Annotated in this window: 15 protein-coding genes; 12 read left to right on the plus strand and 3 right to left on the minus strand. The window is 60.2% G+C overall.

Annotated elements, in window-relative coordinates:
• The first annotated feature begins 119 nt into the window (after positions 1 to 119).
• Genes HX868_RS18710 through HX868_RS18730 form a run of 5 tightly spaced genes read left to right on the plus strand, consistent with a single transcriptional unit; the run spans position 120 to position 7,655 of the window.
• Positions 120 to 2,540, plus strand: coding sequence for a TonB-dependent receptor plug domain-containing protein (locus tag HX868_RS18710; RefSeq protein ID WP_177003929.1), 2,421 nt, complete (start codon positions 120 to 122; stop codon positions 2,538 to 2,540).
• Between the two features lie 44 nt (positions 2,541 to 2,584).
• Positions 2,585 to 4,195: an ABC transporter substrate-binding protein gene (locus HX868_RS18715; RefSeq protein ID WP_177004064.1), complete on the plus strand. Its 1,611-nt coding sequence runs from the start codon at positions 2,585 to 2,587 to the stop codon at positions 4,193 to 4,195.
• A complete protein-coding gene (locus HX868_RS18720) occupies positions 4,192 to 5,142 on the plus strand; it encodes an ABC transporter permease (protein ID WP_033901150.1) in 951 nt (316 codons plus the stop codon). Before HX868_RS18715 ends, HX868_RS18720 begins: the two co-directional genes overlap by 4 nt.
• 3 nt (positions 5,143 to 5,145) lie before the next feature.
• On the plus strand, positions 5,146 to 6,045 hold the full coding sequence (locus HX868_RS18725; protein WP_177003930.1) for an ABC transporter permease: 900 nt from the start codon (positions 5,146 to 5,148) through the stop codon (positions 6,043 to 6,045).
• Entirely contained in the window at positions 6,042 to 7,655 is a 1,614-nt protein-coding gene (locus HX868_RS18730; protein WP_177003931.1) for a dipeptide ABC transporter ATP-binding protein, read from the plus strand. Before HX868_RS18725 ends, HX868_RS18730 begins: the two co-directional genes overlap by 4 nt.
• A 74-nt stretch (positions 7,656 to 7,729) precedes the next feature.
• Here the strand turns inward: HX868_RS18730 and HX868_RS18735 are convergent, their stop codons facing one another.
• The gene (locus HX868_RS18735) at positions 7,730 to 8,626 is read right to left on the minus strand and encodes a hypothetical protein (RefSeq protein ID WP_177003932.1); all 897 of its coding nucleotides are present in this window, start codon (positions 8,624 to 8,626) and stop codon (positions 7,730 to 7,732) included.
• A 318-nt stretch (positions 8,627 to 8,944) separates the two neighbouring features.
• On the opposite strand from HX868_RS18735, the gene mexE reads away from it, so the two are divergent.
• Genes mexE through HX868_RS18750 form a run of 3 tightly spaced genes read left to right on the plus strand, consistent with a single transcriptional unit; the run spans position 8,945 to position 14,793 of the window.
• Complete coding sequence (gene mexE, locus HX868_RS18740) at positions 8,945 to 10,186, plus strand: multidrug efflux RND transporter periplasmic adaptor subunit MexE (protein WP_177003933.1); 1,242 nt, start codon at positions 8,945 to 8,947, stop codon at positions 10,184 to 10,186.
• A gap of 15 nt (positions 10,187 to 10,201) precedes the next feature.
• On the plus strand, positions 10,202 to 13,381 hold the full coding sequence (locus HX868_RS18745; RefSeq protein WP_177003934.1) for an efflux RND transporter permease subunit: 3,180 nt from the start codon (positions 10,202 to 10,204) through the stop codon (positions 13,379 to 13,381).
• Positions 13,378 to 14,793 carry an efflux transporter outer membrane subunit gene (locus HX868_RS18750; RefSeq protein ID WP_095016145.1) on the plus strand — a complete coding sequence of 472 codons (1,416 nt, stop codon included), beginning with the start codon at positions 13,378 to 13,380 and terminating at the stop codon, positions 14,791 to 14,793. The genes HX868_RS18745 and HX868_RS18750 overlap by 4 nt, the downstream gene beginning before the upstream one ends.
• Positions 14,794 to 14,990: 197 nt before the next feature.
• On the opposite strand, the gene HX868_RS18755 is transcribed toward HX868_RS18750, so the two are convergent.
• Both HX868_RS18755 and HX868_RS18760 read right to left on the minus strand, forming a co-directional pair.
• Positions 14,991 to 18,509: a hypothetical protein gene (locus HX868_RS18755; RefSeq protein WP_177003935.1), complete on the minus strand. Its 3,519-nt coding sequence runs from the start codon at positions 18,507 to 18,509 to the stop codon at positions 14,991 to 14,993.
• 151 nt (positions 18,510 to 18,660) lie between these two features.
• The gene (locus HX868_RS18760) at positions 18,661 to 19,683 is read right to left on the minus strand and encodes an AraC family transcriptional regulator (protein ID WP_177003936.1); all 1,023 of its coding nucleotides are present in this window, start codon (positions 19,681 to 19,683) and stop codon (positions 18,661 to 18,663) included.
• Positions 19,684 to 19,850: 167 nt separating this feature from the next.
• On the opposite strand from HX868_RS18760, the gene efeU reads away from it, so the two are divergent.
• Genes efeU through efeO (HX868_RS18780) form a run of 4 tightly spaced genes read left to right on the plus strand, consistent with a single transcriptional unit; the run spans position 19,851 to position 24,067 of the window.
• Entirely contained in the window at positions 19,851 to 20,696 is an 846-nt protein-coding gene (gene efeU / locus HX868_RS18765; protein ID WP_177003937.1) for an iron uptake transporter permease EfeU, read from the plus strand.
• A 10-nt stretch (positions 20,697 to 20,706) separates the two neighbouring features.
• The gene (gene efeO, locus HX868_RS18770; RefSeq protein WP_177003938.1) at positions 20,707 to 21,909 is read left to right on the plus strand and encodes an iron uptake system protein EfeO; all 1,203 of its coding nucleotides are present in this window, start codon (positions 20,707 to 20,709) and stop codon (positions 21,907 to 21,909) included.
• 14 nt (positions 21,910 to 21,923) lie between these two features.
• Complete coding sequence (gene efeB / locus HX868_RS18775) at positions 21,924 to 23,222, plus strand: iron uptake transporter deferrochelatase/peroxidase subunit (protein ID WP_177003939.1); 1,299 nt, start codon at positions 21,924 to 21,926, stop codon at positions 23,220 to 23,222.
• Positions 23,223 to 23,248: 26 nt separating this feature from the next.
• Positions 23,249 to 24,067, plus strand: coding sequence for an iron uptake system protein EfeO (gene efeO / locus HX868_RS18780; protein WP_095016141.1), 819 nt, complete (start codon positions 23,249 to 23,251; stop codon positions 24,065 to 24,067).
• Positions 24,068 to 24,095 lie beyond the last annotated feature (28 nt).

A 24,095-nucleotide genomic window follows, 5' to 3' on the forward strand; every position in this document is an offset into this window, starting at 1 on the left:
TGATAATTAGCTTATTCCAAAATAGCCTTTCACTCAGGTTTTTTATAGGATTATCTTCGCTTCACAGACCGACCCCATACCTGGCGGAGGACGTATTCCCTAGCCCCCAGGTTGCCTACATGCCAGACATCGCACTCCCCACCTCCCTTAACAAATTTCACCTGTCACTCTTGGCCAGCTCCGTGCTGATAGCAGCGGCGCCCGCCTTCGCCGAAGACGCCAAGCTCGACACCGTGACGGTGATCTCCACCGGCCTGCGGGGCCAGGAGCGCACGGTGGCCGACAGCCCGGCGCCCATCGATGTGATCAACAGCGACCAACTGCTCAAGACCGGTCGCGCCGAGCTGTCCGAGGCAATTGCAAAGCTGCTGCCATCGTTCAACTTCGGCACCAACATCGCCGGCTACAACTCGGTGACACGTCCCCTGAGCAACCGCAGCCTCGGCCCGGCCTACACGCTGGTGCTGGTCAACGGCAAACGGCGCCACAATGGCGCGACGGGGCAGCGCGGCTCGATCGACAACAGTGGCGCGAATGCGGTGGACATCGACCTGATCCCGGTCAGCGCGGTAGACCATATCGAAGTGCTCAAAGACAGCGCTGCCGCACAGTACGGCTCCGACGCGGTGGCGGGCGTGATCAACATCATCCTCAAGAACACCAAGAGTGGCGGCCACCTGGAAACCAGCTACGGCCAGCTGTATTCCGGCCAGGGCGAGACCATCAAGGTCGCGGGTGACCAAGGCTTCGAACTGGGCCAGGGCGGCTTTTTCCACTTCTCGGCCGATGCGCGCAAACGCGGCAGCGCTTCCTGGAACGACAAGGCGGACAGCAGCGTGCGGGCGTTCAGCGACCCGGCCAAGGAAGCTGCGTGGGATCGCGTCGCGATCAAGAACGGCGACCCGGACCTCAAGGCCTTCAACCTGGCCTACAACGCCGAACTGCCGCTGGAAGACCTGACGCTGTATTCGTTCTCCACCTACGGCGAACGCGATGCCGAGGCCGCCAACTACTTCCGCCTGCCCACCGGCACGGCCGCTGTGCCCGAGGTTTTTCCGGACGGTTACTTCCCGCTCAATAACATCAAGGACCGCGACTACCAACTGCTGTTCGGCGGCAAGGGGTTGGTGGCCGACTGGAACTGGGACCTCAGCACCACTTACGGGCGCAATAACGTGCACCACTCCAGCGACCTCAACATCAACCCGTCGCTGGGCACGGCGTCACCGACCAAGTTCGACAACCTGGCGACCTTCCGCTTCGAGCAATGGGTCAACAACCTGGACTTCACCCGCCGCTACGACAGCTTGTTCAACCTGACGCCGCCGGTGCAGGTGTCGGCGGGCCTGGAGCATCGTTGGGAGCATTTCAGTACCTTTGCCGGCGACCGCGAGGCCTATATCACCGGCACCTACCCCGCCGCTTCCGGCGCGCAGGCCGCCGTGACGATTCGCCCGGAAGACGAAGTGAGCCTGATCCGCAATAACTACGCAGGTTACCTGGACCTGGGTTTCGACCTGACCGACCGTTGGTTCCTCGACGTCGCCGGCCGCGTGGAACATTACGACGATGACTCGGGCAACACCTTCGGCCTGAAGCTGAACTCGCGCTATGAATTGACCGACACCGTGGCCGTGCGCGGCACCGTGGGCACCGGTTTCCGTGCGCCGTCCCTGACCCAGATCGGCTACACCGTGGCCGATAACCGTGTGGCCATCGATGCGAACGGCAACGTGGTGCCAGCGGTAACCCGCCTGACCCCGTCCGGCAGCAACCTGGCCAAGGCCCTCGGTGGCGATGACCTCAAGCCGGAGAAGTCACGCAACCTCGGGCTGGGCCTGGCCTGGCAGCCGGCGCCACGCACCAGCATCACCGCCGATGCCTACCTGATCGACATCGACGACCGTATCGCCCTGACCAGCAATATCTACGACCGTGGCAACGGCGCGATCAACGCCATCCTCGCCGCCCAAGGCGTGCCCACCGGCACCTGGGTCAACTACTACACCAATGCGTTCGACACCCGCACCAAGGGCCTGGACGTGGTCGCCGACCACACCACGCCACTGGACGCCTGGGGCAGTGTGCGCTGGAGCCTGGGGTTCAACTGGAACAAGACCACCATCGAAGGCACCCGCGACACGCCCAGTGCGCTGGCCGGTTCAGGCGTGACCCTGGTGGGCCGCGACCGTGAAGGCGACCTGACCGACGCGTCACCCAAGACCAAATGGATCCTGGGCGCCAACTGGAAGGTCGAGGATTTGGCAGTCAACCTGCAAACCGCCCGTTATGGCGCGGTCAAGACACTGGCGGTCAACCCGAGCGGCGACCGCAGCTTCGGCGCCAAGTGGATCACCGACCTGGACATCAGCTACACCTTCGTCGACAGCCTCACCGTCAGCATCGGCGGCACCAACATCTTCGACGTACGCCCCGACAAGCACGCGGTGTACAGCAACCTCGGCCTGGCCGCCTATGGCAACCCGCCGTTCTACCCCGGCGGCGGCTACTGGTACACCAAGCTCGCCTACGACTTCTGATCCAAACGCCACCTGAGGGCACCCCATTGAACACCTCCAACTTGATGAGCCGTCTGCTGGCACCCTGCGCCTTGGCGCTGAGCCTCGCCGCCTGCTCGCCCGGGACTGATACCCAGGCGGGCAAAACCCTGAACATCGCGTTTTTTGGCGACAACACCACCCTGGTCAGCGTCGACCCGTTCCAGGTGTATTGGTTGGAACACCGTGTACTGCTGCGCAACGTCGCCGAGTCTTTGACCGACCAGGACCCGGAGACCGGCAAGATCATCCCCTGGCTGGCCAAACGTTGGGAGGTGAGTGACGACGCGCTGACCTATACCTTCCACCTGCGTGAGGACGTCACCTTCAGCAATGGCGAGCGCTTCGATGCCAAGGCGGTGAAAACCGCGTTCGACAGCGACAAAGCGCTGGCCACCGAGCTACCCGCGACCTTCGGCGCCACCTACCTGGCAGGTTACGACCATGCCGAAGTGGTCGATGACTTCACCGTCAAGCTGGTGCTGTTCAAGCCTAACGCAGGTTTCCTGCAGGCGACGTCCACCACCAACCTGGCGATCCTCGCGCCGGCCTCCTACGCACTGACAGTGAAAGAGCGCTCCCTGGGCAAGATCATCGGCACCGGGCCGTTCGTATTGGCCAGCTACACGCCGGAAGTCGGCGCACATTTGACCAAACGCAAGGGCTACGCCTGGGCTTCGGCCAATATGAAAAACCAGGGCGAAGCACACCTGGACGCGGTAGACATCAGCTACATCCCCGAAGAAAGCGTGCGCAACGGCCTGTTCCTGCAAGGCAAGGCCGACATCCTGTGGCCGCGCAACCCGTTCTCCGAAGTTGACCTGAAGCTGTTCCAGTCCAAGGGGGCGACGATCCAGAGCCGATCGTTGCCGGGCCCTGCGCTCAACCTCTTCCCCAACACCCGTGGCCAGCGCCTGCTGGCTGACAAACACGTGCGCCTGGCCGTGCAAAAGTCGATTGATCGCAAGAGCTACGCCAGCACGGTGTACAACGCCGAATTTCCGGTGGTGGACGGCGTGTTTGATGTGACCACGCCGTACGTCAAAAGCCAGGCCGCCAAGCTCGGTTATGACCCGGCCGGTGCAGAGCGCCTGCTCGACCAGGCCGGCTGGGCCAAGGGCGCGGACGGCTACCGGCAGAAAAACGGCAAGCGCCTGAGCCTGAGCTACAACATCAGCCCGGCCGAGACCGCTGGCGACGTGCTGATCCAGGACCAACTGCGCAAGGTCGGTATCGAGTTGAAACTCAGCGTGGTCACCCGCGCCGAATGGGTCGCCAACAACTCCGCCGGCAACTACGACCTGACCATCAACTACATGACCCGCGCCGACCCGATCATCCTGCAAACCATCCTCGATCCGCGCAGCGCCAACAGTTCCACCGTGGCGACCAACACCTTCGAACCGGCGGTACTGGATAAAGCCAAGGCGTTGTTTGATGCCGGCATCACCGCCACCCAGAGCCCGCAGCGCGCAGCCGCCTATGGCGATCTACAAGACCTGCTGATTGACGAAAGCTCGGCGTTCCCGATCTACGAGCGCGTGTGGCAGGCGGCAACCTCGCCCAAGGTGAAAAATTTCCGCTGGACCGCCGAGGGTTTTGCGCTGTTGGGTGATATCGAGATCGGCACGCCATGAGCCGCTACCTGATCGGTCGGGTCGGCCAGGCACTGCTGGTGTTGTGGGGTGCCTACAGCATCACGTACTTCATCCTTTATTTGTTGCCGGGCGACACGCTGTCATTGATGCTCAGCGCCTCGGGCATGGAGGCTGACGCGCTGTCGGTGGAAGACCTGGCAAAGGCGCGGGCCTATTACGGTTTGGACAAGGGCGTGTTCGAGCAGTATTTCGACCTGCTGTGGGGCGCCGTTCGAGGTGACTTCGGGCAGTCGCTATCGCTTAACCGCCCGGTCGCCGAGCTGCTGGTTGAACGCCTGCCGCAAACCTTGTCCCTGGCGGGCCTGGCTATCGTCCTGTCGTTGCTGGGCGGTATTGGCCTGGCTTACCTGACCGCCTATATCCGCTGGCAACCGTTGAAGAAAGCGTTGACGCGCTTGCCGTCCCTGGGCTTTTCGGTGCCGGTGTTCTGGATGGGGCTATTGCTGATCCAGGTGTTTGCCTTTGGCCTGGGTTGGTTTCCCGCCACCGGCAGCCGGGGCTTCGAAAGCCTGGTACTGCCGGCCGTCACCCTGGCCATTCCCAGTGCAGCGGTTTACGCCCAGGTATTGCAACGCAGTTTTCAGGGCGTCTGGAAAGAGTCCTACATCACCACTGCCTACGCCAAAGGCCTCAGCCGAGGCCAGGTTCAGGCGCGCCATGGGTTCAAGAACGCCGCGCTGCCGATTCTGACCCTGATCGGTTTGCAGGTCGGCAATACGGTGTCCGGCGCGGTGCTGGTGGAGACCATCTTTGCGCGTTCCGGCATCGGCCGGTTGGCCCAGGAGGCCGTGTTGCGCCAGGACATCCCGGTGGTGCTGGCCATCGTCGCGGTGTCGGCTGCGGCCTTTGTACTGGTGAACCTGCTGGTCGATCTGCTTTACCCCTGGTTCGACCCGCGCATCTCCCACACGCCAAAGGTGTCCTAGACCATGACCATCCTTGAGCAGAACCTGCGCGGCACAGCCATTCCGGCCAGCCAACCGCTGTGGCGTCGCCGCAGCCGATGGCAACGCGCGACAACGGTGTTGTTGCCCTTGCTGCGACGGCCTGGTTTCAGCCTGGCGCTGGTGCTGGTGCTGTTCGCACTGGTCTCAGCCGTGGCGCCACACCTACTGACAAGCTTTGACCCTTACGCCACCTCGCCCGTCGACAAGCTGCGCGCGCCAGGCCTCACCCACTGGTTTGGCACCGATGAACTGGGCCGCGACCTGTTTACCCGGGTGGTCTACGGTTCGAGCCTGTCGATGCTGGCCGCTTCGCTGGCCGTCGGCATCGCCCTGCTCGGCGGCTTGGGGCTGGGCATTCTGTCGGGCTTTGCCGGCGGGCGTATCGACTCGGTGATCATGCGCTTCGTTGATGTCCTGCTGGCCTTGCCCGGCGTGTTGCTGGCCCTGGCGATTGTCACGGCGATCGGCTTCGGCACCGTACCGGTGGCCATCGCGGTGGGCGTCGGGATCATTCCGGGGTTCGCCCGCACCACCCGCGCCGAGGTGTTGCGGGTCAAGACGTTGCCCTATGTGGAAGCCGCGCGCCTGGGCGGTGCAAGTTGGGGGCGTACGTTGCTGCGCCACATCCTGCCCAATGCCTGGGGCCCGGTGGCAGTGTTGGCGACGCTCGACTTTGGCGCTGCGATCCTGGCGACCGCGGGGCTGAGCTTCCTCGGTTTTGGCGCGGTGCCCCCTGCCGCCGAGTGGGGCACGCTGATTGCCAATGGCCGACACTTCCTGATCACCGCCCCGTGGGTGTCCCTGCTACCAGGCCTGTTCCTGGTGGCCGTGGTGTTCAGTCTCAACCATATCGCCCGCACCTTCGAGGAAACCCAGCGATGAATGCTTTAGTGGATATTCGCCAACTCAGTGTCCGCTATCGGCACGGCAACACGGCGGTCAATCGCCTGTCCTTGCGCATCGCCCAGGGCGAGACCGTGGCGATTGTCGGCGAGTCCGGCTCCGGCAAATCGACCCTGGCCAACACCATCCTGGGGCTATTGCCGGACAGTGCGCAGATCACCGCCGGCCAACTGTGGGTAGACGGCCAGGACCTGACCCACGCCAGTGAACGCCAAAAGCGTGCCTTGCGCGGCCGCACCATCGGCCTGGTGCCCCAGGATCCGATGGTCAGCCTCAACCCCACATTGCGCGTGGGCCAGCAAATCGCCGAGGCGCTGGTGCTGGCCAAAGGCAAACGCTACCCCGCTGTCGATGCAGACATTGTCGAGCTGCTGCAACAGGTGGGTATCGACAAGCCCGTGCTGCGCGCACGCCAGTATCCCCATGAACTGTCCGGCGGCATGCGCCAACGCGTGCTGATCGCCATTGCCCTGGCCGGCAACCCACGCCTGATCATCGCCGACGAGCCCACCAGCGCCCTCGACGTCACCGTGCAGCGCAAGATCCTCGACCACCTGCAACGCCTGGTCAGCGAGCGTGGGATTTCGCTGTTGATCATCACCCACGACCTGGGTGTTGCCACAGACCGCGCCGACCGGATCTTGGTAATGCAACAAGGCGAACTGGTCGAACAGGGACCGCCACGGCAGATTCTCGATGCGCCGCAACACGACTACACTCGCGCGCTGATTGCCGCCGCCCCTGCTTTCGCCAAGCGGCGGGAACCGCTGATTCATATCGACCCGATGATAGAGCCCATCCTGAGCCTTGAAAACGTCGGCAAGACGTTCGCCTTGCCCAAGGTCAAGGGTGAAGACAACACATTCGTGGCCCTGGAAAACCTGAGCCTGGAGGTCTACCCCGGTCAGACTCTGGCCATCGTCGGCGAGTCCGGCTCGGGCAAGAGCACCGCGTTGCGCATCGCCTTGGGCCTGGAAAAACCGAGCACGGGCCAGGTCTGGTTTGAACAGCAGGACGTCACGCACCTGAGCTGGCGCGACTTCCGCCCGCTGCGCCAGCGCCTGCAACTGGTGCAACAAAACCCATTTGCCGCGCTGGACCCGCGTTTCACGGTGTTCGATAGCATCGTCGAGCCGTTGGTGTCGTTCGGGCTGCTCAAGGGACCTGCGCTGGAACAGGCTGCGCGCGAGCTGATTTCCCGCGTACACCTGCCAGTCAGCTTCCTGGACCGCCTGCCACGCGAATTGTCCGGCGGCCAATGCCAACGCGTCGCCATCGCCCGGGCCCTGGCGTTGAAGCCGCACCTGTTGCTGCTGGACGAGCCGGTGAGTGCGCTCGATGTATCGGTGCAGGCACACATTCTTGATTTGTTGGAAGAGTTGCAACGGGAGATGGGCATTGCGTATGTGCTGGTGTCCCATGACCTGTCGGTGGTGGCCAACTTTGCCCATGAGGTGTTGGTGCTGCGCAATGGCCGGGTGATTGAACAGGGCTCGGTGGAGCGGATATTCAATCGGCCGGCGAGTGATTACACGCGGGAGTTGATTGCGGCGATTCCTGGACGGCAAGTCACGGCAACTGCAGCGTGAGACCTGTGAATCACGCCCCCCCACAGAACATGGGCATTACAGGATTTCACCAGAGGATCAACCAACCTCTCGGTTCAAGTCTTCGGTTGTTCCGGAAAAAACCTGTAATAACCTGCGATGGCCGCGTTCCGGCAAGCCTGCCACTCGTCACGATGAGCGCGAACGAACTGCTGAACGCTAACCAGAGGATAATTCGCATCTACCGCCGTGACGGGCTCACCTGTTTCCATATTAAACGAGTGGGTCGTGCCTGCGCCCCGCACCGTCAGATAGATAGGTGCATTCGGGTTCTCACAGATAACCATCGCCTTAGGAGCCTCGAACCTGTTCGATGCGGTGAGCACACCCGCAAGCAGCGCATTGATTTGCGCGCTGGCACAGCCGAAACCTGCCGCTTGCATATCGGCGCGGCCGTGCGCTTCAAAATCGTAGGGAACATAGCCGTCCTGTGTCAGGTAGCTGACCTCCCGGATCAACTTCGCAGGAATGGGCCCTCGATGCAGGTACCAGCAATGTTCTTCAGTATTACCCGTCAGGCTCAGCTCGTGCTGCAACGCCTCATCTGTCAACTCAGTGACATCCATGTTGGCGCTCAAGCCGACGTACTTACCGAATAAAGCGGGTATACCGAGCCATCGATACAACTCTAAGAAGCTGACCAAACCCACCTTTTTTGCCCGGTCATAATTCTCCAAATCGTCGGAATCAATCATGATCCTGACTCTGGATTTATCTTGGGAAAGGTTGTTCTTTGGCTTTCGTCCCTCGATAGATTCCACGTACGCAAGCTGTTGCTCTGTGAGTTCTACTGTCTCTTGGGGAACGCCAGTACCTTCAGGGTAAGTACTGGTTGTCAACCAAGTGTACCCAGTGAGTGGCGCCTCCTCGGGGATGGGCACATGCCCAAAACGCAGGGCGTCCGAAATGATGCTTTCTGCCAAAGGCACGGCAGTAAAGTGATAGAGCTTCATAAGTGGGAGGTCTATTCCTGATAGATGGCACAATGACACCTGGCCGAGGAATATTAGTGAGCTGAAAATTTGACGTCAAATGTTATGCACCCAAACCCAGCAGCCGGCATCCTTCACAAGCCGACGTCTTTACGAGCCATGCAAAAGTCTTTTGCCATCAAGCCCATTGATAGCCCCCTAACGAAACCCCCATGCTAGAGGGCTAATCTCGCGCTTATATCATTCCGAATGATAGTTACCTTTGCTTCATTCGATTCGTGACATAGCACATCGCCGCGCATGATCCGCCCATCTCAAATACATTGGCGGATGCACCTCATGGAACAGTCACTCAAACATTTGCGCTTCCCCCTGGCGATTTTGGCCGTGGTGGTGATGAGCGCGTGCGGCAAGACCCCGGACCAAGCGGCCGCCATGCCAGCTGCCAAAGTCAGCGTGGCCAAGGTGCTGGAGCAACCGGTCAACGAGTGGGATGAGTTCACCGGTCGTCTGGAAGCGCCGGAAACCGTGCAGATCCGTCCGCGCGTGTCCGGCCAGATTGACCAGGTCGCGTTCATCGAAGGCGCTTTGGTCAAGAAAGGCGACCTGCTGTTCCAGATCGACCCGCGTCCGTTCCAGGCGGAAGTGCGCCGCCTTGAGGCCCAGTTGCAACAAACCCGTGCCGCGGCCACCCGCAGCGATAACGAAGCTCAACGCGGCGAACGCCTGCGCCAGAGCAATGCGATTTCCGCCGAACTGGCCGACTCGCGCACCACCGCCGCCCAGGAAGCTCGCGCCGCTGTCGCCGGGATTCAGGCGCAGTTGGACCTGGCCAAGCTGAACCTGAGCTTCACCCGCGTGACGTCGCCGATCAGCGGCCGTGTCAGCCGTGCCGAAATCACCGCCGGCAACCTGGTGACCGCTGATGTCACCGCGCTGACCAGTGTGGTCTCCACTGACAAGGTCTACGCCTACTTCGACGCCGATGAGCGTGTGTTCCTCAAGTACACCGAACTGGCTCGCCAAGGCCGTCGCGGTGCGACCACTCCGGTTTACCTGGGCCTGTCCAACGAAACCGGCAACCCGCACCTGGGCCAGATGAACTTCGTCGACAACCAGGTCAACCCGGCCACTGGCACCATCCGCGGTCGTGCCGTGTTCGACAACAGCAAGGGCGAATACACCCCTGGCCTGTACGCCCGCCTCAAGCTGGTCGGCAGCGGCACCTACTCCGCCGTGCTGATCAACGACGAAGCCGTCGGCACCGACCTCGGCAAGAAGTTCGTACTGGTGATGGAAGGCGACAAGCCGGCGTATCGCTCGGTAGAACTGGGGCCGAAAATCGAAGGTTTGCGCATCGTGCGCAGCGGCCTCAATAAAGAAGACACCATCATCGTCAAGGGCCTGCAACGCGTGCGCCCAGGATCGCCGGTCGCCCCGGAAACCATTCCGATGGCCAGCAAGGAAACCCTCGCCGCCTTGGCCCAACAACGACAAGCGCTTGAAGCCAGCAACCTGGAACAAGTAACGCCGGATAAAGCCGCGCCGAAACTTGCCAGCGCTGCGACTCCACGCGGTTAAGGGATACGACTCAACATGAATTTTTCCAAGTTCTTCATTTCGCGGCCGATCTTCGCAGCGGTGCTTTCGCTGCTGATCCTGATCGCCGGTGCGATCTCGCTGTTCCAACTGCCGATCAGCGAATACCCGGAAGTGGTGCCGCCGACCGTGGTGGTACGTGCCAACTTCCCGGGCGCCAACCCTAAAGTCATCGGTGAAACTGTGGCCGCGCCGCTGGAGCAGGCGATCACCGGCGTCGAGAACATGCTGTACATGTCCTCGCAGTCGACCGCCGACGGCAAGCTGACCCTGACTATCACCTTCGCCCTGGGCACCGACCTGGACAACGCGCAGGTGCAAGTGCAAAACCGCGTGACCCGGACTCAGCCGAAACTGCCTGAGGAAGTGACGCGCATCGGTATCACCGTGGACAAGGCCTCCCCCGACCTGACCATGGTGGTGCACTTGACCTCCCCGGATCAGCGCTACGACATGCTCTACCTGTCCAACTACGCCTTGCTCAACGTGAAAGATGAGCTGGCGCGTCTGGGCGGTGTGGGTGACGTGCAACTGTTCGGGATGGGCGACTACTCGCTGCGTGTATGGCTGGACCCGAACAAGACTGCTTCGCGCAACCTGACGGCCACTGACGTGGTGACGGCAATCCGTGAGCAGAACCGTCAAGTCGCTGCCGGTGCGCTGGGTGCACAACCTGCACCGAGCGCCACCGCGTTCCAGTTGTCGGTGAACACCCAAGGTCGACTGGTGACCGAGGAAGAGTTCGAGAACATCATCATCCGCTCCGGCGAAAACGGTGAAATCACCCGCCTGAGAGACATTGCACGCGTGGAACTGGGCTCCAACCAGTACGCCCTGCGTTCGCTGCTCAACAATCAGCCAGCCGTGGCGATCCCGATCTTCCAGCGTCCAGGCTCCAACGCGATTCAGATCTCCAACGAAGTACGCGACAAGATGGAAGAGCTGAAAAAGGACTTCCCGCAAGGGATGGACTACAGCATCGTCTATGACCCGACCATCTTCGTGCGCGGCTCCATCGAAGCGGTGGTTCACACCCTGTTCGAAGCGCTGATCCTGGTGGTGTTGGTGGTGATCCTGTTCCTGCAAACCTGGCGCGCCTCGATCATTCCGTTGGTGGCAGTGCCGGTATCCTTGATCGGTACGTTTGCGGTAATGCACCTGTTTGGCTTCTCGCTCAATGCGCTGTCCTTGTTCGGCCTGGTACTGGCGATCGGTATCGTGGTGGACGACGCCATCGTGGTGGTGGAGAACGTCGAGCGGAACATCGAGCTGGGATTGGAACCGTTCCCGGCCACTGAAAAAGCCATGAGCGAAGTGACCGGCCCGATCATCGCCACCGCCTTGGTACTGTGTGCGGTATTCGTGCCAGCGGCGTTCATCAGCGGCTTGACCGGGCAGTTCTATAAGCAGTTCGCCTTGACCATTGCGATCTCGACGGTGATCTCGGCCTTCAACTCACTGACCCTGTCCCCTGCCCTGGCGGCGGTATTGCTCAAGAGCCACAACGCGCCGAAGGATGGTTTCTCCAAGTTCCTCGACAAGTTGCTGGGCGGCTGGTTGTTCAAACCGTTCAACCGCTTCTTCGAAAAGGCCAGCCATGGCTATGTCGGCACCGTACGCCGCGTGATCCGTGGCAGTGGTATCGCGCTGTTCCTGTACGCCGGGTTGATGGTCCTGACCTGGCTGGGCTTTGCCCACACCCCGACCGGTTTCGTACCGGCCCAGGATAAGCAATACCTGGTGGCCTTCGCCCAATTGCCGGACGCCGCGAGCCTGGACCGCACCGAAGACGTGATCAAGCGCATGTCCGACATCGCGCTGAAACAACCCGGCGTAGAGAGCGCCGTAGCCTTCCCGGGCCTGTCGATCAACGGTTTCACCAACAGCCCGAACAGCGGCATCGTGTTCGTGACCTTGAAGCCGTTCGACGAACGTAAAGACCCGAGCATGTCTGCCGGTGCGATTGCCGGTGCACTGAACGGCAAGTACAGCAGCATCCAGGAAGCCTACATGGCGATCTTCCCACCGCCGCCGGTACAGGGCCTGGGTACGATTGGTGGTTTCCGCCTGCAGATCGAAGACCGTGGCAACCTGGGTTACGACGAGCTGTACAAAGAAGTGCAGAACATCATCACCAAGAGCCGCACCACGCCGGAACTGTTCGGCCTGTTCACCAGCTACACGGTCAACGTGCCCCAGGTCGATGCTGCCATCGACCGTGAAAAGGCCAAGACCCACGGCGTGGCGATCAGCGACATCTTCGACACCCTGCAGATCTACCTGGGCTCGTTGTATGCCAACGACTTCAACCGCTTCGGCCGGACCTACCAGGTCAACGTGCAGGCTGAGCAGCAGTTCCGCCTGGACGAAGACCAGATCGGCCAGTTGAAAGTGCGCAACAACAAAGGCGAGATGATCCCGCTGGCGACCTTCATCAAGGTCAGCGACACCTCCGGGCCGGACCGCGTGATGCACTACAACGGCTTCATCACCGCAGAAATCAACGGCAACGCTGCACCGGGCTACAGCTCGGGCCAGGCAGAAGCGGCGATCGAGAAACTGCTGAAAGAAGAACTGCCCAACGGCATGACCTACGAGTGGACCGACCTGACCTATCAGCAAATCCTCTCGGGCAACACCGCGCTGTTCGTGTTCCCGCTCTGCGTACTGCTGGCGTTCCTGGTACTGGCGGCTCAATACGAAAGCTGGAGCCTGCCATTGGCGGTGATCCTGATCGTACCGATGACGCTGCTGTCGGCGATTACCGGGGTGATCATCTCGGGTGGCGACAACAACATCTTCACCCAGATCGGCTTGATCGTACTGGTGGGCCTGGCGTGTAAGAACGCGATTCTGATCGTCGAGTTCGCCAAGGACAAACAGGCAGAAGGCCTCGACCCGCTCGCTGCGGTACTGGAAGCCTGCCGTCTGCGTCTGCGGCCGATCCTGATGACCTCGTTCGCCTTCATCATGGGTGTGGTGCCCCTGGTGTTGTCCAGCGGTGCCGGTGCCGAGATGCGTCATGCCATGGGTGTGGCGGTGTTCTCCGGGATGATCGGTGTGACCTTCTTCGGTCTCTTGCTGACGCCAGTGTTCTACGTACTGATCCGTCGCTATGTGGAGCGCCAAGAGGCACGCAAAACGGCCAAGGCCTTGAAGCTGGAGACACAGCAATGAGTGTGAAAGTATTCCTGCCGAGCTTGCTGGTACTGGCGCTGAGCGCCTGTGCCGTAGGCCCGGACTACAAAGCCCAGACCCCGGAGGCGGCCAACATCACGGCCGCTGCCGATGCCAAAAAGTATGACCACGCCAAGTTCGAAGGCATCTGGTGGCAGCAGTTCGAAGACCCGACCCTCAACCAGTTGGTGACCCAATCGCTGCAGGGCAACCGTGACTTGCGCGTCGCCTTTGCCCGCCTGCGGGCGGCCCGTGCGATCCGCGATGACGCCAGCAATGACGCCATGCCGACCATCACCAGCCGGGTCAGCAGTGACCAGGGTAAAGGCCAAATTCCGGGCCAGACCACTAGCCGCGTCAAGACCGAGCGTTACGACCTCGGCCTGGACATGGCCTGGGAACTGGACCTGTTCGGTCGCATCCAGCGCAACCTGGAAGCCACCGACGCCGACCAGCAAGCCGCCGAGGCTGACTTGTACCAGCTGCAAGTCACCATGATTGCCGAACTGGTGGATGCCTACGGCCAACTGCGTGGCGCGCAACTGCGTGAACGCATTGCCCTGGACAACCTGAAGAACCAGCAGGAATCGCGCACCATCACGGTCAGCCTGCGGGATGCCGGTGTGGGCGACCAACTCGACGTGGAGCGTGCCGACGCACGCCTCGCGGCAGTCGAAGCCAGCGTGCCGCAACTGCAGGCCGAACAAGTGCGCGAGCGCAACCGCATCGCCACCCTCCTCGGCCAGCGTCCGGACAAGCTGACCGTCGACCTGGGCCCGAAAGACCTGCCGGCGATTGCCAAGGCGTTGCCGATCGGTGATCCAGGGCAACTGCTGCAACGTCGCCCGGACATCCTCAGCGCTGAACGCAAACTGGCCGCTGCCACCGCGCGTATCGGCGTGGCCAAGGCCGACTTGTTCCCACGGGTCAGCCTCAGCGGCTTCCTTGGCTTCACCGCCGGGCGTGGTTCGCAGATCGGCTCGTCCGCCGCGAATGCCTGGGCCCTGGGCCCAAGCATCACCTGGGCAGCCTTCGACCTGGGCAGCGTGCGCGCCCGTTTGCGCGGCGCCGATGCCGAGGCAGATGGCGCCCTGGCGACCTACGAGCAACAAGTGTTGTTGGCCCTGGAAGAGTCCGAAAACGCCTTCAGCGACTACGGCAAGCGCCAGCAACGCTTGGTTTCGCTGATCCGCCAAAGCGAATCCAGTCGCGCCGCCGCCGACCTGGCCGCGATCCGCTACCGCGAAGGCACTGTGGACTTCCTGGTATTGCTCGACGCGCAACGTGAGCGCCTGGCCGCCGAAGACTCCCAGGCCCAGGCCGAAGTGGATTTGTATCGCGGCATCGTCGCGATCTACAAGGCATTGGGTGGTGGCTGGCAGCCGGACACGGTGGTCGCCAGCGCCAAGTGATGTAAAGAGCTCCTTTGGTTGGTCGCATCCAGCCAATTTTTAGCCCTGCGGCCTATTCGGACGCGGGGCTTTTTTTCTGCTATTTCAATGTATGAACCCTTTCCGGTAGGGTATCGATTAGCGTTATGGCGTGCAGTACGTGGGTTCGAAACTGAAGGGAGTTGAGCATCCCTGCTCGAAGCTATAGTGGTTAATCGTCAAACAGGAAAGCGATTAACACTACCCGCTGACTGACCGGGTGGCGGTTGCAGGGCAAAGTTAGTTGTGCCAATCCCAGTATTTATCAAACCTGTGTTACCCGCCAAGTTTATTGTCTCATCGGTCGTCCAGGGCTTGGGCAGTCGCCTGATTTGGCTAGGGCTGTGCTTGTGTCCACCGAGTACCAATTTCCGAATGTCGCCAATCCCTTTCCCCAAACTTCCAAGATTGGCTTTTCCCAGCCTTCTGATACCCAATGACGAGAGACGGAACACAGACTTGCCAGTGTCCATAACGGCACCAGGAAGATTGAACATTGATATAAGAGCTTTACCAAACGTTGCAAGCTTGAACGTTATCGAAGCACCTTTTAGGGCCGCTTTGACAGCACCGCCAACGACGAACAGAGTGCCAAAAACTTCTAGCCCGAGTCCTAACATCCCCAACGCTACGCGCTTAGCCTCGCCTGACAATATATCTTCAAAATTGCCTTTGAAGGGAATTATAGTGTTGACGATAAATGATTCCGCGGCATCAAAACGCTGCTGAATACTCTCGTTATGCGTGGTGCCCTTGGCGTCCTCCCGCATCAATGGGCGATTGATGAACAGTTCACTATTCTTGAAGACCTGAATCATTTTATTTGTCCTCATGGATGAGTAAGTGTTCGGCACACGTCCGGGTGGACGCCGTGTCGTAGCGGGAAAATACCCTTTGATATCAATATCCGCCGGCAACGACGGATGATGTCGCTTGCGCATGGACAGCCTGGTTTTGTGAAATTCGATATCAACGTTTCTCAGGTAGTTCATGCCGAGAAGCAAATCCGGGCGCAAAATGTAACTATTGGTCGACGGGAGAAACTCATAACACTGAGAGCCCGATGCATCTTTGGCGAATATGATAGGCCCTATTTGTTGTTGAGCGCGCTCTTTGGTAACGTCACCGGCCTCGAGCCCTAGATTCTCTGAGACACCAAATATGATGACCTCACCCCATTCCAGCCGTGACCGGTCTTCCAGAGGCATTTCGCTCATCATCATTCTGGTTGACAGAGACTTGAATTTCTCAAAGTGTTCAAGCCCCGCATCAAACTTCTCGTAGAACACCTCGCCTATAGGCTTTAACGTTGACAGCTGCGACTTTAAGGACTCAAATCTTACTTTGTCTAAGGCGCTGGAAAACTTCAACTTCCGAGTGCTCACATTTTCTGCCGTCAACACCCCTGACAAATATAAGTCGTAGACGGAACTGGCTTCATATAATTTCTCCGCCGTCGACAAATAATCATCATGGAAAATATTGTCGGCGTTGCCCAAGATGATATCGCTAGTCATAACAAGGCCTTTTCCGACCTCGTACAGTACTGAGTCTGGCTCGTGGTAAATCGTGCGTTTCTTAAAAAAGTCGTCATTACCTGGGCACATCCTCTCAAACTCCTGCCTACTGAATTCAAGGCGGGTGCCAATCGTTGAGCGAGCGTTATCAAGGTCAAGACACATGGCGTTGTAATCTTCAATGCGCTCGTTGTAGGACGTGAGCGCCTGTGTGAATGCCTGCAGCGAGTAATCGTCATCAGTGGCGACAACCCCCTGTGCAATGGCCCAGTCGTAAACAGGACCAGCCGTCTCCAACGCTTGCAATTGCTCATGGTCACTGGAGAAAGGCGTCAAGAATGCGCGTGAACTGACTTGTGCGGTATTCATTTCGCGCGAACTGCCTTGAGAGGTCAACTCTACCAGTGCAGTTTGAGTTCGTAGGCTCACCAGCGATAAACTTCCTACCCGCTCCTCCTCCGCCCCCTTCACCAGGAACTCTGGAGCCACAGTCGCCAACAACGCATGCGTGATGAGTACCGCCTGTCCCATGGAGAGCCCTTTACTTGTGCAAAGGTGTTGCTCCAGTTCAACACGTACCTCGAGCAGTGTTTTTCCTGTATTCAATGATGAATACAGGTCGTAGCCAGCGATATGATTACGTTTCATGCCCAACTCCGGATCAATGCAGAGCAGATCACGGGTCAGGATCATTTGTTGACGATAGCTTGGGGATGCGTCCGCGGTAATGGATGACGGGTCGTCTTTCAACGCTTCTAGAATGGGTTCACAACACTTCAACCCTGCCCCTTGAGTCAACGACTGAACAATGAACTGATCGGCATGCTCACGTATTTGCTCCAGGGTTTGCCCTGACCATGGTTGCGGTGAACAATCGAATACCCTCAACGTTGGCTGTTCGCTTTCACCAGAAGCTGAACGGCGGATCCTGGCACGCTGCTCGGCGCTCAAGTATCCAGGTGATTGAGAGTAGGTAAGAAAGTCCCGGGCATAATTGCCTAGTGAAGTCCCTGGTGGCAGCGGATTAAGCCGCCAGTTCAGCCAGTTACGCAGTTCCTTAACAGAAACTTTGGCGGGAAGCTCATCCATCCCGCTAAAGCGCAACAGCTGCATCGCGTCAGCCTTTGCGCCTGAATTGATGATATTTCCCGTATGTTTCGCCTGTTCGATAGCATCGTCGAGAAGCGCCGCCAGAGGCGCATGGGCTCTAACTTCCTTAGTCAAGTTATGCCATTGCCCTGCCTTGCCACGGCTCTTTACAAACAACTCTCCATCGACCAGCCGAACTTGGGTCGCCGAGTCCAATTGGTGCTCTTGCAAAATAGAAACCATTTGAGGACGGTCTCTCAGGTTCTTCAATAGTTGCGGTTTTGACTTATTGGCAAAGTTAAATGACGACTCCGGCGTAATGTCCTGAAGAATCGCCCCCAGATCGATGTTCTCATCGTCGGGTTTGCCCTTGATGGCACTGAGCACTGTTTTTATCAGCGCGGCTTCTTGCTCTGCATCCATGAACTCGCGCGATGCTAGCTCCCGAACCAGGGGCGAACGCAAGGGATCATCTGCGATGCCCGCTACGGCGAACCCATTGATCCAGAGACTGTTTGCCTCGCCATGGCTGAGGGGCCAAGTTGCACCGCCGTAGAACGCCATGACGTCCGCGGGCTGCAGAAGCGCCCGAGATCCGCCGACTAAGCCTGCCGCTTGCGGGTCAAGTATGGCGGCACTGGCAATGACCTGGCGGCCTATCGGCCACCAACCGGTCGCATCTGCGGGCGCAAACGTGACGTTGGTGAGTTTCCCATCCACTATTTTTTGTGCTGTCAGCGTGGATCCCTGTAGACGAAGCGAGCCAGGTACTAGCGTTTGCGCCTTCACCCAAGCCTGCACTGCGGGCGAGTCCCACGACTGGTTGTACAGACTCAGCCACTTGCCAACTGATGTGTTTGCCGACGGTTGCCGCCACAGTCCGATGTCGTTGTGCACATCGGCTAGAAACCAGGCCAGATTGTCATCAGCCCTTTTTTGCACATTAATCGCTACGTCCAACCGAGCGGGCAGCTTAGGCAAATTAGCTGATCGATCCGGCTGAACGGTTGCCTGCGCAGTGCGCGGCTCTTCTGCGTAGAGATTAGATCCACTGTACGAAACCCTGCCTGCATCACCGTTTATTAAGCCCATGAAAAGTATTCCAGACTGTAGAAGCCTACATTCTGCAAACCGCTCTCTCCACTCACAGCGGATTTCTCCGAGTCTATCTGGGCTGCTGTATGTAGATATTACAGCTCACCGGTTAACGCTCAGGCCTTGGGTCAGATTTGCACAGATGCCGTCACTGCCGTGGTAGGTCATTCAAAATCAAACTGCGGTAATGCCCCGGATTCGACCCCGCCCACTTACGAAACGCCTTATAAAACGAACTCGTATCAGCAAACCCCAGCCGCGCCGCAATCTCGGCAAAGCTGATCTGCGGCTCCGCCAACCACACAATCGCCAATTCCTTACGCACACTGTCCTTGAGCCCCTGATAGGTCTGCCCTTCTTCTGCCAGGCGACGGCGCAAGGTTGAGGCCGAGATGCACAGGCTGACCGCCAGGCCTTCGGTTTCCGGCCAAGTATCGGGGGGGAGCAGGCGCAGGTCGTGCTTGATGCGGGTGGCGAGGCTGTCGGGGTCGCGGTACTTGACCAGGATATTGGCCGGTGCGTGGGCCAGGAAACGCTTGAGTTCTTCCGGGGTGCGCTTGGTCGGCAGGTCCAGGCAGTCGGCGGAGAAGATCATGCGCGTGCGGGGTCGGTCGAAACGCAGGTTGTCGGAGAACATCACCTGGTAGTCGTCGCAGAAGTCCGGCTTTGCGCAGCGCAGCTCAATCGCCAGGATTGGAATCCGTCGCCCAGCCAGCCAACAGGCCACGCCGTGCACAATCATCCAATAGGTAAAATAGGTGAAGGCCCGATTGGGTTCGGTGTCGGGCTCAATCAGCACGATCTCCGCCAGGCTTTGTTGACGCACCAATTCAGCGGGCAGTCGCTCCAGCATCAGTGACAGGAACCCCAGCCCGGTCTCCAGGGCAGTGGCAAGCGTTGGCTGCGCGATTGCAGCACGGCAGAGAAACGCGAGGCTGCCGGACCTGAGTTTGCGCGGGTCCATACCGAAGAACTCATCGTCGGTGCGCCGTGCCAGGAGGCGCCACAGCCGTGCATAGGTGGTGGCCGAAACCCGCGCGGCAGATTCGACCAGCGACTGCGGGTCAATCCCGGCTTTGTGCAGCACTTCGGCGCTCGTCGCCCCCGGCGCACAGCTTTGCAGCAAGGCCTCACGCACAAGATGAATGGAGATGGTGTCTTTTTCCGACATGGGTGACCGGGTATCCAACTGCCCAAAGAATGGCAGGCATCATAAGGGCGGATGCGCATTGCCACCACCGTTCAGCCACTGTTCAGCAAACGTCAAGAATTGTTGTTTAGCAATGAGTATCATTATGTTACAACTTAGCACCCTATCTAGTTGTCACGCGGTGCCGAATGCTCGTTCCTTTCCTCATCATGCTGCGCGAAGGCATTGAAGCCGCACTGATCGTTGGCATCATCGCTAGCTACCTGCAACAGACCGGTCGTGGCCAGTGGATGCCCGCCGTATGGATCGGCGTCTTTCTCGCTGCTGCGCTGGCCCTGCTGGTCGGTGGTGGCCTGGAACTGGTCAGCGCCGAGTTCCCGCAGAAGCAGCAGGAACTGTTTGAAGGCATCGTCGGCCTGGTCGCCGTGGGCATCCTCAGCTCCATGGTGTTCTGGATGCGCAAGGTGGCGCGTTCCATCAAGCATTCCCTGCACGAATCCCTCGATCATGCGCTGGCCGGTTCCAAGCACCAGGTCACCGCGCTGATCCTCATGGTGTTTTTCGCCGTGGCCCGCGAGGGTCTGGAGACGGTGTTCTTCCTGCTGGCGGTGTTCCAGCAGAGCGAAGGCCCAGGCGCGCCGATTGGCGCCCTGCTCGGCCTGATCCTGGCGATCATCGTCGGTTTCCTGATCTACACCGGCAGCATGCGCCTGAACCTGGGCGCGTTTTTCCGCTGGACCGGCCTGTTTATCCTCGTGGTGGCCGCCGGCATCCTGGCCAATTCGGTGCAAGCCCTGCACGAAGCGGGGGTATGGAATCACCTGCAAACCGTGCTGTTCGACTTCAGCGCCGCGCTGCCCATGGACAGCCCGTTGGGCTCGGTGCTAGCCGGGATGTTCGGCTATCAGGAAGCGCCCACCATCAGCACCCTCGGCGCCTACCTGATTTACCTGGTGGTAGCCCTGGTGATGTTCTTCCTGCCCACCGCACCGTCCAAACCCGCCGCCTCGCCCTCTTCCGTTTCCAGCCAGTAAGGACCGCCTCTTGTCCAAGCCTACTCCTCAACCGTCCTCGCCACCTCGCGCCCTGCGCTGGGCCGTGGCGGGTTCGGTGGTCGTGATGATCGCCGCCGGAGGCCTGTTCTATTACGCCTCGCAACTGGCGGCCAGCAAGCGCCAGACCAACCACAATGAAATCGCCGTGACCATCCATGGCCACGCCTGCGAACCGAATGAACTGAGCGTGCCCGCCGGCCGCGCCAGCTTTCGCATCATCAACCGCTCCGACCGTGCGGTGGAATGGGAAATCCTCGACGGCGTGCTGGTGGTCGAAGAGCGCGAAAACATCGCCCCCGGCCTGAGCCAGGTGATCAACGCCAACCTGCTGCCCGGCGACTACGCGATCACCTGCGGCCTGCTGAGCAACCCGCGCGGCACCTTGCACGTAACGCCGACCGCCGAGTCCGATGCGCAAGCCAAGGCCAAGCCGTCGATGGTGGCGTTTATCGGGCCGCTGTCGGAATTTCGTGTGTACCTGAGCAGTCAAGGCAGCGCATTGGTCAAGGCCGTCACCGCCTTGCAACAGGCCGTCGACGCCGGCGAACTGGCCCAGGCTCAAGCGCTCTACGTTCCGGCGCGCGAGGCTTACCAACGACTGGCCCCCGCGTCGCAACGCCTGGCCGAGCTGGACAACGCGATCAACGCCCGCGCCGACTACTTTGAAAAACGCGAGCAGGACCCGGCCTTCAGCGGCTTCCATCGCCTGGAATACAGCCTGTTCCAGCAGCGCAGTCTCGATGGCTTGACGCCGATTGCCCAGCGCCTGCTGACCGACGTCACCAGCCTCAAGCAACAACTGCTCGCCCAGTCGCTGCCGCCGGAGCAACTGGTCAGCATTGTGGTGCGCAACCTCAACAGCCTGGCCGATGTACGTGCCATCAGCGGTGAAGAGGAGCGCTACAGCCACGTCGACCTGAATGGTTTCGCCGCCAACCTGGAGGCCGCTCACAAAGTCGTCGACCTGATGCGCCCTTTGCTGACCAAGTCTGCCGCAGACTTGCTGCCTAAAGTCGACAGCGCTCTCTCGGCCTTCGACAGCCAACTCAACGAATTGAAAGTCGACGGCCAATACCGCCGCTACGACAGCGTAAACGCCGATCAGCGCAAGCAGATCGCCGACAAGGCCAAGGCTCTGGCCGCTGCACTCGATGGAATCGACCCCGCCCTTGGCCTCTCCGGCCTGCAGTGAAGACGACCGCACACATGAGTGATTCGAAACAATTTGACCTCCAGCGTCGCCGTGTCCTGCTGGGCATGGCCGCCACCGGCGCCGCGATTGCCGGCAGCACCCTGACTTGCCCGGCCATGGCCGCCGAGCAAGTCACCACCGCACCGCGCAGCGACAAGACCCAGGACCACCACGATTTTTTTGGCAAGCACCAAAGCGGTATCGTCACGCCGCGCCCGGCCTGCGGCATGCTTGTGGCGTTCGATGTGCTGGCGAGCGACCGCGAAGACCTGGAGCGCCTGTTCCGCACCCTGAACGAACGCATCAGCTTCCTGATGACCGGCGGCACCGTGCCGCAAGTCGACCCGAAACTGCCGCCGACCGACTCCGGCATCCTCGGCCCGGTGGTCACGCCGGACAACCTGACCATTACCGTGTCCGTCGGAGAATCCCTGTTCGATGAGCGCTTCGGCCTCAGCGCAGTCAAGCCCAAGCGCCTGAGCCGCATGGTGGGTTTTCCCAACGATGCACTGGAACCGGCGCAGTGCCACGGCGACCTGAGCCTGCAATTCAGCTCCAACACGCCAGACACCAATATCCACGCCCTGCGCGACATCGTGAAGAATCTTCCGGACTTGCTGCTGGTGCGCTGGAAGCAGGAAGGCAGCGTGCCGCCCCAGGCGCCGAGCAAACCCGGCGAGCCTGCGCAGAGCGCGCGCAACTTCCTAGGCTTCCGCGACGGTTCGGCCAACCCGAACTCCAACGATGCCAAGGCCATGGACCAGATTGTGTGGGTACAACCGGGCAGCGACGAACCGGCGTGGGCGGCCAACGGCAGCTACCAGGCCGTGCGCATCATCCGCAACTTCGTCGAGCGCTGGGACCGTACTCCGCTGCAAGAACAGGAAAGCATCATCGGCCGCGTCAAGCCGACCGGTGCGCCCATGGACGGTGACAAAGAAACCCAGGTGCCCGACTACAGCAAGGACCCGGAAGGCAAAGTGACCAAGCTCGATGCCCACATCCGCCTGGCCAACCCGCGCACCCCGCAGACTCAGGCCAACCTGATCCTGCGCCGGCCGTTCAACTACTCCAACGGCGTCAATAAAAACGGTCAGCTGGACATGGGGCTGTTGTTCATCTGCTACCAGGCTGACCTGGAGAAAGGCTTTATCAGCGTGCAAACCCGGCTCAACGGCGAGCCCCTGGAGGAATACCTCAAGCCGGTCGGCGGCGGGTACTTCTTCACCTTGCCGGGGGTCACGGGGCCGAAGGATTTCATCGGGCGCACGCTGCTGGCTGCAACGCACCCTCACACCACTGCCCAGACCTAAAACAAACCCAGAGCGGAAATCGTCCCATGAAAAAGTCGTCTATCGCGTTGTCGTTGTTGCTGACCCTTTCGCCGCTGGCAGCCTTCGCCGCTACTGCGCCGCTGGACCTGGTAGGGCCGGTGTCGGATTACAAAATCTACGTCACCGAAGAAATCGGCGAGCTGGTCACCCAGACCCAAGCCTTCACCGACGCCATCAATAAAGGCGACCTGGCCACCGCCAAGAAGCTCTACGCGCCGACACGCGTGCACTATGAGTCCATCGAGCCAATCGCTGAATTGTTCAGCGACCTCGATGCATCCATCGATTCGCGCGTCGACGACCACGAAAAAGGCGTGACCGCCGAAGACTTCACCGGCTTCCACCGTATCGAATACGCGCTGTTCTCGCAGAACACCACCCAGGGCCTGGAAGCGCTGACGGCTAAGCTCAACACCGACGTCAACGACCTCAAGACCCGCGTCGATGGTCTGACCTTCCCGCCTGAGAAAGTCGTGGGCGGCGCCGCAGCATTGCTGGAAGAAGTCGCTGCGACCAAGATCTCCGGTGAAGAAGACCGCTACAGCCACACCGACCTGTATGACTTCCAGGGCAACATAGACGGGGCGAAGAAAATCGTCGACCTGTTCCGTGGCCAGATCGAGAAACAAGACAAGGCGTTCCTGGCCAAGGTCGACAAGAACTTCGCCACCGTGGATAAGATCCTGGCCAAGTACAAGACCAAGGACGGTGGTTTCGAGACCTATGACAAGGTCAAGGAAAACGACCGCAAAGCCTTGGTGGGGCCAGTCAATACCCTGGCCGAAGACCTGTCGACCCTGCGTGGCAAGCTAGGCCTGAACTGACCGTCGTAGCGCTCGCCCACGCTGTCGG

It is taken from the genome of Pseudomonas reactans (assembly GCF_013385825.1).
Classification (GTDB): domain Bacteria; phylum Pseudomonadota; class Gammaproteobacteria; order Pseudomonadales; family Pseudomonadaceae; genus Aquipseudomonas; species Aquipseudomonas reactans.